This is a genomic window from Flavobacterium chungangensis, assembly GCF_042654045.1.
Classification (GTDB): domain Bacteria; phylum Bacteroidota; class Bacteroidia; order Flavobacteriales; family Flavobacteriaceae; genus Flavobacterium; species Flavobacterium chungangensis.
Genome location: NZ_JBHSFY010000010.1, coordinates 26,063 through 38,098, shown reverse-complemented (window position 1 = coordinate 38,098; position 12,036 = coordinate 26,063). Strand labels below are relative to the sequence as shown.

General features: G+C 35.0%; 8 protein-coding genes. 3 read left to right on the top strand and 5 right to left on the bottom strand.

Going from position 1 to position 12,036, the window contains the following annotated elements; all coding sequences use genetic code 11:
* Positions 1-163: 163 nt before the first annotated feature.
* Positions 164-2,671 (bottom strand): right-handed parallel beta-helix repeat-containing protein, encoded by a 2,508-nt coding sequence (locus ACFO3N_RS16010; protein WP_379799292.1) that lies wholly within the window; start codon positions 2,669-2,671, stop codon positions 164-166.
* Positions 2,672-3,180: 509 nt separating this feature from the next.
* Between ACFO3N_RS16010 and ACFO3N_RS16005 the strand changes: the two genes are divergently transcribed.
* A complete protein-coding gene (locus tag ACFO3N_RS16005) occupies positions 3,181-4,857 on the top strand; it encodes a glycoside hydrolase family 28 protein (protein ID WP_379799290.1) in 1,677 nt (558 codons plus the stop codon).
* Positions 4,858-5,193: 336 nt separating this feature from the next.
* Here ACFO3N_RS16005 and ACFO3N_RS16000 read toward each other — a convergent pair whose 3' ends face one another.
* The 4 genes from ACFO3N_RS16000 to ACFO3N_RS15985 all read right to left on the bottom strand — a co-directional run bounded on the left by ACFO3N_RS16000 (position 5,194) and on the right by ACFO3N_RS15985 (position 9,194).
* Positions 5,194-6,024, bottom strand: coding sequence for an amidohydrolase family protein (locus ACFO3N_RS16000; protein ID WP_379799288.1), 831 nt, complete (start codon positions 6,022-6,024; stop codon positions 5,194-5,196).
* A gap of 6 nt (positions 6,025-6,030) precedes the next feature.
* Positions 6,031-6,828, bottom strand: coding sequence for an SDR family oxidoreductase (locus ACFO3N_RS15995; RefSeq protein ID WP_379799286.1), 798 nt, complete (start codon positions 6,826-6,828; stop codon positions 6,031-6,033).
* A 314-nt stretch (positions 6,829-7,142) separates the two neighbouring features.
* Entirely contained in the window at positions 7,143-8,156 is a 1,014-nt protein-coding gene (locus ACFO3N_RS15990; RefSeq protein WP_379799284.1) for a zinc-binding alcohol dehydrogenase family protein, read from the bottom strand.
* A 183-nt stretch (positions 8,157-8,339) separates the two neighbouring features.
* On the bottom strand, positions 8,340-9,194 hold the full coding sequence (locus ACFO3N_RS15985; RefSeq protein WP_379799282.1) for a fumarylacetoacetate hydrolase family protein: 855 nt from the start codon (positions 9,192-9,194) through the stop codon (positions 8,340-8,342).
* A gap of 365 nt (positions 9,195-9,559) precedes the next feature.
* Between ACFO3N_RS15985 and ACFO3N_RS15980 the strand changes: the two genes are divergently transcribed.
* Together ACFO3N_RS15980 and ACFO3N_RS15975 are read left to right on the top strand one after the other, a co-directional pair.
* Entirely contained in the window at positions 9,560-10,708 is a 1,149-nt protein-coding gene (locus ACFO3N_RS15980; protein ID WP_379799280.1) for an ABC transporter substrate-binding protein, read from the top strand.
* The gene (locus ACFO3N_RS15975) at positions 10,705-11,844 is read left to right on the top strand and encodes a CaiB/BaiF CoA transferase family protein (RefSeq protein WP_379799278.1); all 1,140 of its coding nucleotides are present in this window, start codon (positions 10,705-10,707) and stop codon (positions 11,842-11,844) included. The genes ACFO3N_RS15980 and ACFO3N_RS15975 overlap by 4 nt, the downstream gene beginning before the upstream one ends.
* Positions 11,845-12,036: the final 192 nt, after the last annotated feature.

The window sequence follows — 12,036 nt, the reverse complement described above, 5'->3', positions numbered from 1 at the left end:
TCCTAACAGGTTTCCAAAACCTGTTAGGTATGTTTTTTAAGCCACAGATTGAAAGGATTAACACAGATAAAAAATCATTTTAATTCTTTTAATCTGTGGCTATTATTTCTTTGAACTTATAGAATACCTAACAGGTTTTGGAAACCTGTTAGGATACTAAATACTATTTCTCTTCTACTTTGTTTAAGAAAATCCAAGTTTCGTCTGGTTTTGTGCCTTCAATTCCCGATTGGTATTTTTTCATTAAAGCATTCCAATCGTCTACACGCGGATTATTTTGAGTTGTTTTTGGATTTAATTTATCCAAACTTTCCCCTTTCGGAATACTGATTACCAAGATCAATTGTCTGTCTTTTTTGAAAACCTGCAATTGCTGAAAATCGGCATTACAGAAACCTTTCGCTACTTCTGGCCATTTTTCGAATTGCGTTTTGTGATACTCCACATATTCTTTTTGTAGTTTTTCATCAACAGGAAGATTCGCTGTTAACACAATATTTTCCCAATCTGATGCTGGTTTTGAATCTTTACATCTTTCGAAGTTTTGGAAATCGTAAACTAGATCTTCATAGATTTTAATCTCTAAAGAAGGAAAAGCGCCCGCCAATTTTCGTTTCGTTCTTTCTGGTTGATTCATTTTTCCGTAAATAACCAAATGATTTTTCCATTGGTACAATTCCTGACCCACAATTCTAAAACCAACCAAAGTTGATTTAATTTTTTCGATATCAAAATCAGAACCTATCAATTCGATCGCATATGGTTTTGGCATTTCCTGCAATCCCCATTTTTCATCGATGACTACTTCTTTTTCTAAATCTTTGTAAGGAGCTCTGATTCCCGCTGCATCTTTTATTTTAGTGCTTACATATGGATCATTGTGTTCCCAAATATTTCCTTTTGGACCGTTATGGTTTTTAAGGATTTTCTTTTCGGCAATCCAGTTGTTTTTAATTGTAAAACCTTCACTTCCTTCATCGGTATACAAATACAGCCATAAAAACGGATCGTGCGCGTATGGACTGTTGTAAACCTTGTCGATATAATTCTCTTCAATTCTGCTTCCTGGCTGAGCCGAAAGCGTGTAAATTCCAGCAACATCATGTAAATGTTTCGCATAATGATGAATTTTATTTCCCAGAATTTTATTGTTCTGCATTACGTTTGGCGTATGTGTCCAACCCCAGCCCATCGCCATACCAGAATAAGAGACATCCGAAATTTCGTTGTGTTCAATCGTAATATTTCGAACAAAACCAGCGCTGATTCCCAGAGTTCCCCAATCTTCATTGGTTACATTAGTAATTAAATTATCCGAAATCACTTCATCCGAACACATTTCTCTTTCATCTTTTATGATTAAAGGCAAATGCGCTTCAAAAGCTTCTTCAGAGAAAACTCCAACGTTAATGGCACTTCCGCCAATATCTTTAAATAAATTTCCTTTTACGGTATTGTGATTTGTTCCTTTATTTAAATCTAAACCCGTTGAAGCCAAATGCTCAAAACGGCAAGATTCAAACTGAATATTATTAGCATAATTTACTTCAACGGCAGCACGAGGTCTTCCTACCCAAGCTTGATTTTCTAAATTCGCCTGATTTGGCGTTCCAGGAACTTTCAATTTATAAGCGTCTAACAAATACAAACCAGATTGCAATGGAACGTGACCTTGCTGTGAAGGACGAAGCCAGTTACTGTATTGAAACGAAATTCCTTTAAACTGAAAATGATGAACAGGAGAATCGATTGTTCCTTTTACTTCAACCAGATTTTCTAAAACAGGCGCAGTTACAATTGCCGAATTAATTTCTTCTCCATCTCTCGGAACATAATAGATCTTAGCATTTTTCTTGTCTAAATACCATTCTCCCGGTTCATTTAAAAGCGAAAAAGCGTTGTTTAAGAAATAAGCTGAATTTCCATTATTTTTAGAAATCCATGGCGCTGGCCACGGGTGTTCGCTTTGAATACGACTTTCTGGTTCTTCAAACGAAAGTTTGGCACTGTCTTTTTGAACTTCAATATTTTTGATTCGAAGATTCGCATTCGACCACCATTGCACAATAAACATTTCCATTCCCGGTTCGAACTTTACCGATTTATCTTTAAACGGAATCCAACAAGTTTGTTCCTGATGATTCCACGATAAAATGCGTTCCATTGTAGTTCCCGCAGTATTTTTAGCTCTTACAGCTTTTTTTCCGTTTACCCATAATTGTCTGTAATCAATCAGACTTCCAGCTTTTTTAGGTGCATCAGCCACCCAAACTGATCCTTTTTTTAATCCGTTGATTGCGGTAGTCGATTTCGTCCAGTTTTTAATTTCGATTCCACCGCTTATAATTGGTCTTGCATTTACATCGGCTTCAATTGTTGTTGGACTATCGGCAGTTCCAGAATCTTCTGGTCGTACAAATAATGGTTCGTTTAAATAATACGTTCCGTTCATTACTATGATTCTGATTCCGTCTTTTACAGATGGATCTTTTAAACGGCGAAGTTCTCTGGCTTTTCGCATTGCCATATGAACCGTTGCCAGCGGACTTGATTTTGTTCCGATATTCGAATCTTTTCCTGATGGTGAAACCCAGATTTCAGCACCACTTGCCGAAATTGTGAATATCAGTAAAAAAACGACTAGTAATTTGTTGAAAGGAATTAAACGCATTATTTATAGTATTGATTTTTTTCTTGAGCTAAAATTACGAGGCATTTATTTAAAGCGCTATAATTTTTACAAATAATTGTATTTTTAACACTTTTACCAAATAACTGGGACAATTTAAAAGAATATAAAATTACGAGCATCCTGTACCCTCCTGTAATATTGACTTCGAGACATTCACTTTAAAAATTCAGCTTTTAATTATCTTCTGATTTCCCAATTAAAAAAAGTTAAATTCATAAAAAATCTGTGATAAACCTCCAAAAACTGTTATTTCATAATATTTTTTTAATAGATTTGTGTAATCGATTACATTAAATATTTCAAATTAAAAACGAATAATCTTAGTCATTGAATAAAAATTTACAGCATAAAAAATTGAATTACCAGTAAATTGAAAAAAAGTTCCTACGACACTAAATTACTAAGATGCTATGTTTCTCACTTTAATCTTAGCATCTTAGCCACTTAGAACCTCAGAACCTTAAAATACTAACTATAATATAATACGAATGAAAACTAACCGAAAAACCCTATTATGTATAGCTCTCGCCAGTTTTGCTTTGAGTTTTAATACAGTTTGTGCTCAGAAATCTCCTGATACTTATAAAAATATTGAGTTTAAAATGGCTGAAGTCCAAGAACCTGTAATTCCAAATTACAGTGTGAATTTAAAAGACTTTGGAGCAGTAAATGGCGGTTATGTTTTAAATACTAAGGCTTTCGCCGATGCTATTGATGCGCTTTCAAAAAAAGGCGGTGGAAAACTGATTATTCCACCAGGAATTTGGCTCACGGGACCAATCATTCTAAAAAGTAATATTGAACTTCACGCTCAAACTGGCGCTTTAATCAAATTCTCGACAGACAAATCTTTATATCCAATTATCGAAACCAGTTTTGAAGGTATAAACACTTGGCGATGCATCTCTCCTATTTATGGAAAAAACTTAGAGAACATAGCTTTTACAGGAAATGGTGTTTGGGACGGTTCTGGTGAAGCTTGGAGACAAGTTAAAAAGAGTAAACTAACAGACGAGCAATGGAAGAAATTTGTTGCTTCAGGCGGAGTTTTAAATGAAAAGAAAGACAGCTGGTATCCTTCTGAACAATATTTAAAAGGTGCCAAAGGCGCGGATCAAAATATTCGTCATGACCTGAAAAACAAAGAAGATTTTGAAGCGATTCATGATTTTTTGCGTCCGGTATTAGTCAGCATTCAAAACAGTAAACGTGTAATGTTTGACGGACCAGTTTTCCAAAATTCTCCCGCGTGGAATATTCACCCACTATTAATTGAAGATTTAATTGTTCGAAATATTACCGTTCGCAACCCGTGGTTTTCTCAAAACGGTGACGGACTTGACGTTGAATCTTGTAAAAATGTAGTTATCGAAAACTCAAGTTTTGATGTGGGTGACGATGCCATCTGTATTAAATCAGGAAAAGATAAAGACGGACGTGACAGAGGTGTTCCTTGCGAAAATATCATTGTAAAAAATAATATCGTGTATCACGGTCATGGCGGTGTTACGGTCGGAAGTGAAATGTCTGGAGGTGTCAAAAACCTGCACGTTTCTAACTGTACTTTTATGGGAACTGATGTTGGACTTCGTTTCAAAAGTACTCGCGGACGTGGCGGTGTTGTAGAAAACATTTATATCTCAGACGTTTTTATGACTGATATTCCGTCACAAGCTATTTCGTTCGATTTGTATTATGGAGGAAAATCTATTGCTGAAACTTTAGCTGAAGGCGGCAATACGGTAAGCACAAAAGCAATTCCAGTAAACGAAGAAACGCCTCAGTTTAAAAATATCGTGATCAAAAATATTACGATTAAAGGTGCTCAACAAGCCGTATTTTTACAAGGTCTTCCTGAAATGAATTTAGAAAATATTGAAATCTCAAACCTAATTGCTAAAGCCCAAAAAGGATTTTCTATAATTGATGCCAACGGAATTAAAATCAGCAACGCACAATTGGATATTGAAGCTAAAAATGCGTTCGAAATTTACAATACTAAAAACCTTTCGCTGAAAAACATCGAATTTAATCCTTCTTCTTCAAATGCCATTACGATCAATGGTGAAGCGAGCAAGAATATTGATTTGAGTGGTTCTTCGGCTAATTTTTCGAAGACTACAACTATTGACAAAAATGTACCTAAGAAAGCGGTTAAATTCTAGAACCTATTTTCAAATATAGCACGTGGTTTCAACCACAGGGACGCAATATTGTAACGTCTAGCATTGTGTTCCAGTGGTTGAAACCAATGGTTATATTTTTTTATTATTCTAATAATAGGCCAAAGGCCTCAAAGCATCACCATAGGGCAAAGCCCTATGAATTGATATAGACCAGCATAATAAAGCCCTGAAAGGGCGTAAGCAATTACATGACGATTATGCTTACGCCCTTTCAGGGCTTTGTTGCATATCTTCTCTATTACTCTCACTGGGCGTTGCCCAGTGTTCGTGGTATAAACCTTTCAGGCTCTTATAATCTATGAGCTAACTTATAACTCATAACCCATAAAACTCATTCGCATTCTCAAACCAAATCTTATTCTGATCTTCAACAGAAAACTTTGAAATATAATCTTCTAAAGTTTTTACCACCTCATTGTAATCTGAAGCTACATTAAGAACTGGCCAGTCTGAGCCATACATCAATTTATCAACTGAAAAGTTTTCGAAAATCACATCTAAATACGGTTTTAAATCTTCTGGTTTCCAGTTTTTCCAGTCAGCTTCTGTGACCATTCCTGAGATTTTACACCAAACATTATCGTATTTTGCAATTTCTTCAATTCCCTTTTTCCAAGAATCAATACTTCTTGATTTAATATCTGGTTTCGCGATATGATCAATTACAAATTTTTGGTTTGGAAAATCTTTTACCAAACTTATTGCAGCTGGTAATTGACGTTCAAAAATCAGTATATCGTAAGTATAATTGAATGGCTTTAAAGCTGCGATTCCTCTTCTAAATTCCTTTCCAAACATAAAATCATCTGCTTCGCCTTGAACTACGTGCCTAAAACCTTTCAGCTTTTTTTGATCTGAAAAGAATTGCAAACGTTCTTCAATGTTTTCATTTCGCAAATCGATCCAGCCTACAACTCCTTTTATGAAATCTTTTTTAGAAGCCAAATCCAATAAAAAATGAGTTTCCTCTTCGGACTGACTTGCTTGAACTGCAACACAACCTTCAAACTGATTTTCTTTTAATAATGGCTGTAAATCTTCAGGAAGAAAATCTCTTTGGATATTCTGCATCGTTTCGTCAATCCAGCTGTCTCGAACGGGATCAAACTTCCAAAAATGCTGATGGGAATCTATTCTTTTACTCATAACTTTTTAATTAACATCGCTGATTAATGCGCGATCTAAATGTACGTAACCTCCATCCACAAAAACAAATTGTCCTGTAGTATGTGATGATTTTTCAGAAATGATGAAAAGCGCTGTATCTGCAATCTCTTCTGTTTTGGTCATACGACTTTCTAACGGAATACTTTTATTGATTTTCTTCAAAACCGTTTCGCCGTCTGGCAATGTTTTAATCCAATCTTCGTAGGCTGGCGTGTAACTTTCTGCAATAATAATCGCGTTTGAACGAATTCCGTACTGAATCAAATCTACTGCCCATTCTCTAGTTAAGCCTAAAACTCCACCTTTAGCAGCAGCGTAACCCGAAGTTCCGCCCTGCCCTGTTAAAGCTACTTTTGAACCGATATTTAAGATATTTCCTTTTGATTCTTTTAGATATGGAAGTGCATATTTAGCCAATAAAAAGTAACTTACTACATTCAATTTCAAAGAGTTCATAAAATCTTCGTAGCTTGAATCTAATCCTGCACCGTCATTAACGCCGACATTATTTATGATGGCATCGATTCTTCCGTACTTAGCTCCAATTACTTTTACAGCGTTTTCTATTGCAACAGGATCAGTTACATCAGTCTGCACAAATAAAGAATTAACGCCTCTTTTTTGAAGTCTTTCTACGTATTCGAAACCCCTTGCATTTCTGTCAACTAAAACCGGGATTGCGCCTTCATCAGCCAATCTGTTAATAATCGTTTCTCCAATGCTGCCTTCTTTTCCAGCCGAACCAGAAACGACAATTATTTTATTTTTTAAGTTTAAATCCATTTTTGTGGGTATATAAGATTTATTTTTAAACACATAGAAACATAGTTTTTAAAACCGCTCAAAGGCGTTTCACTTGCATTAACACACATAACTATGTGTTAAGAAACTAGTTTCTTTTTTATTCTCTATTACAAATAATAAAAATCTATGTTTCTATGTGTTCAATATTTTTGCAGCATTTTTGTCATTTCGACGAAGGAGAAATCTCCGCAAGAAGCTCCATCTAGAAATTAGCTAATCTTTGTCGAGTTTCTTACGGAGATTCCTCGTTCCTCGGAATGACAAACTGTGCGTTAAAAGCTCGACTATAATTCCTAATCTATTTCAATTAACGCTTTGATCACATTATTCTTTGGATCAATCAACTTACCAAAATCAGTAATCATATCAGAAAAACTCGTTCTGTGCGTAATATACTTTTTAGGGTCTATTTTTCCTTCTTTCAGGCATTTCATTACATATTCAAAGTCTTCGATTGTAGCATTTCTACTGCTCATTAAAGTCGATTCTCTTTTGTGGAAATCAGGATGACTAAAACTTAATTCGCCCTTCTGAAGTCCAACCAAAACAAATCTTCCGCCATGCGAAATATAATTAAAAGCGCTATTCATTACTTTCTGGTTTCCTGTAGCGTCAATAACCACATTTGCCATATCACCGTTTGTCAATTCAGCTAATTTTTGCGCAACATCATCATTTAACGGATTAATGGTTTCATCTGCATTTAATTCTGTTTTACAGAAATTTAATCTATAATCATTGATGTCCATTACGATTACTTTTGCACCCGCAATTTTAGCAAACTGAATCAAGCCAATTCCAATTGGTCCTGCTCCCATTACCAAAACGGTATCAGTTGGTTTTACAGCCGCTCTTCTAACTCCGTGCGCTGCAATTGCCAAAGGTTCAACCAAAGCCAATTCATCATAATCTAAACCTTGACCCTGCAATAAATATTGTTCTGGAATCGACACATATTCAGCCATTCCGCCGTCAATATGAACGCCGAAAACTTTAATATTTACACAGCAGTTTGTCAATCCGTTTCTACAAGCCACACATTTTCCGCAGTTGAAATACGGAATAAAAGTTACTTTATCTCCAGGTTTAAAACCTGCTGCATTTCCTTTTACATATTCTGCAGCCAATTCGTGGCCTAAAATTCTTGGATATTCAAAATACGGCTGAGTTCCACCAAAAGCGTGAATATCAGTTCCACAGATTCCGATTCTTTTAATTTTCAATAAAACTTCCCCCTCTTTTGGTTCTGGAATACTGGTTTCTTTTAATAAAAATTCCTGCGGTTTTTCGCAAACTATATATTTCATTTTTTGTTTCGTTTAAATTTCTTATCAGACGCGGATTATACAGATTCGCTATCGCGAAGACACGGATTAAGCGGATTTTTCATTAATTTTTTTTAAATTTAAAATCCGTTTAATCTGCGTTTTTACGAAGTAAATCCGTTTTATCCGTGTCACTATTCGTTAGTACAATAACAGATTGTTATATTACTTTTTATAAGCTACAGCCTTTTGTTTACTCGTTCCTAAACCTTCAATTCCCAATTCAACAACATCGCCTGCTTTAATGTAAATTGGATCTGGTTTGATTCCTAAACCAACACCCGGAGGCGTTCCCGTACTGATAATATCACCCGGAAGCAAAGTCATAAACTGACTTAAATAATGTACCAAATAAGGAATTTTGAAAACTAAATTTAAGGTATTGCTATCTTGGTATTTTTTACCGTTTACCGTTAGCCACATCTTTAAATTGTCTACATCTGCGATTTCATCTTTTGTAGCCAAAAATGGTCCAAGAGGCGCAAAAGTGTCACTTCCTTTTCCTTTTGCCCATTGTCCGCCGCGCTCTAGTTGAAAAGCTCTTTCGCTGTAATCATTCAATAAAGCGTAACCGGCCACATAATCTAAAGCTTCTGCTTCTTCAACATAACTTGCTTTTTTGCCCACGATAAAAGCCAATTCAACTTCCCAATCTGTTTTTTCACTATTTGTCGGAATAATCAAATCATCATCTGGACCGCACAAAGAAGTTGTCGATTTAAAGAAAATAATTGGTTCTGTCGGAATCGGTGCATTGGTTTCTTTACAGTGATCGATATAATTTAATCCAATACAGATAATTTTGGAAGGACGAGCCACTGGCGAACCCAAACGCACTGAAGCATCAACTTCTGGCAAAGTAGGATTGCTTTCTAATGCTTTTTGTAATTTCTCTAATCCGTTTTCTTCAAAGAAACTTTCGTTAAAATCGGTTACAATCGAAGAAACATCATATCTCTTTTCTCCAATCAAAACTCCAGGTTTCTCTTTTCCGATTTCTCCAAAACGTATTAATTTCATAATCGTATATTTTTAATTGTTAGTTTATATCTCATGGTAATTCTTCATTTATAAATTAAAAATTCGTCAAAAAGAACAAAGTAAAATTAATAAATGTAAAAAATACAATTACAAAAATACTTTTTAAAAATTAATATCCGAGATATATTTTATTTTCCGTTAATGAAAATGACTAAACTTTAAATTTTTATAACAATTTTTAAACGCTTTGTAAAAATTATATCACTAATTATCCTTTTATGCAAAAAGATTCTTTAATAAATAAAGGATTTCTTGTTCATTTAAATCTTATTTCTACTTTTGTAATTGTATTTTTTACATTTATTATTTCAAACGATTTCACTACTCAAAAATTCCTATATAAAATGATAAAATTAAAAGGCATAACTTGGAATCATACAAGAGGTTTACTTCCAATGGTTGCCACATCGCAGCGTTTTACTGAACTACATCCTGATGTTGAAATTTCTTGGGAAAAGAGAAGTTTACAAGAATTTGCCGATGCTTCTATTGAAGACCTAGCCAAAAGATTTGATTTATTGGTAATCGATCATCCTTGGACAGGTTTTGGAGCGCAGACCAAAGCGATTCTACCGTTATCTGATTATTTATCAAACGAATATATTAAAGACCAAGAAATTAATACGGTTGGAAAATCATACGGAAGTTATGTTTTTCATGATAAATTATGGGCGTTGCCAATTGATGCTGCAACTCCTGTTGCTTCTGCCCGACTGGATCTTTTAGAAAAAAATAATTTAGAAGTTCCTAAAACTTATGAAGATTTATTGGCTTTAGCGAAAAAAGGCTTAGTCGCTTTCGCTGGAATTCCTGTAGATGTTTTAATGAGTTTTTATATGTTCTGCTGCAGTTTGGGTGAAGCGCCTTTTCTTTCAGAAGAAAAAGTGATTTCTGAAACTACAGGAATCAAAGCGCTTCAAATGTTTAGAGAACTGGCGCAATTGATTGATCCAGCAAACTTTAATCGTAATCCAATTCAAGTTTACGAAGCAATGGTCAATTCAGACGAAATTGCTTATTGCCCTTTTGCTTACGGTTATTCTAATTATTCTCGCATTGGCTACAGCCGAAACCTTTTACATTTTTATGATTTAGTAAAATTGAATGATAATCCAATGATTTCTTCTTTGGGAGGAACTGGATTAGCGGTTTCTTCATTCAGCGAACATATTGAAACAGCCATAAAATATGCTGAATTTACGTGTTCATCACAGGTTCAGCAGAATATTTATACTGATAATGGCGGTCAGCCAGGACATTTACAAGCTTGGAAAAGCGAAAGAATTAATGGCGTGACGCACGATTATTTTAAAAATACACTTCCTGCTTTAGAGCGCGCTTTCCTTCGTCCGAGATATTACGGACACATGTATTTCCAAGATCATGCTGGAGATGTCGTTCGCAATTATTTGATGAATGGCGGAGACGAACTAAAAGTATTGGAAGAAATGAATTCGCTTTACGCGGAATCTCTAAAAATCCAGACCGTATGAGACCTTTAGAAGGATTAATTGTTCTGGAATTCTGCCAGTTTTTAGCAGGACCTTCAGCTGGATTAAAACTAGCCGATTTGGGCGCACGCGTTATCAAAATCGAACGTCCTGTAAAAGGGGAAGCTTGCAGACAATTGAGCATCAAAGATTTATTTGTAGACGATAGCAGTTTGCTTTTTCATACCATAAACCGAAATAAAGAATCTTTTGCAGCCGATTTAAAAAATCCTGACGATTTGGTTTTAATCAAAAAACTAATCGAAAAGGCGGATATTATGACGCATAATTTCAGACCTGGAGTGATGGAAAAAATCGGTTTAGATTTTGAAAATACGCTTTCTATTAATCCGCAACTTATTTACGGAACTATTACAGGTTACGGAAATGAAGGTCCATGGGCAAAAAAACCGGGACAAGATTTGTTGTTACAATCACTTTCTGGTTTGAGCTGGCTGAGCGGACGCAAAAGTCAAGGTCCAGTTCCTTTTGGTTTGGCTGTAGCCGATTTAATGTGCGGGAATCATTTTGTGCAGGGAATTCTAGCAGCACTTTTAAAAAGAGCTAAAACCAAAAAAGGAGTTTTGGTTGAAGTGAGTTTACTGGAATCTATTTTGGATGTACAATTTGAAGCGATTACTTCTTTCCTAAATGATGGCGGTCAATTGCCTGAACGTGGCGATATTAAAGGAAGTGCACATGCTTTTTTGAGTGCTCCTTATGGAGTTTATCAAACGCAAGACGGCTTTTTATCTCTTGCAATGGGCGATTTACTTTTCATTGGAAAAACGTTAGGTTTGGATTTAAACGCTTTCGCTGACAAACATCTTTGGTTTGAAAAACGCGATGAAATCAGAACAATTTTAAGCGAAAGAATTCAAACCCAAACTTCTGATTATTGGATCGAAATTTTGCAGAAAGAAGGTATCTGGTGCGGAAAAGTTTTCAATTACGAAGAATTAGATAGTCAATCTTTTGTAAATGAATTACAATTGAAACAAACCGTAAAAAATAACGATGGCGAAACTTTGGTAACCACCAGAAGTCCGATCCAATTGGATGGAGAAATTCTGTTAAGTGAAAAAGCAGCTCCAAAAGTAGGTCAAGATAATTTAAGCATACACAAAGAGTTTATTTAAGTTAAATGATACGCAACAGCTTAAATTAAAATCTGTGCAAATCTGCTTTAATCTGCACAAATCTGCGTGAAAAAATCTATGCGCTAAATGTATTTCACGCAGATTTAAAAAGATTTTAGCAGATCAAATTAGATTTTAATTGTTGAATGAAAACGATTAAACAAATAAACGATTCAACGAATAAACAAAAAA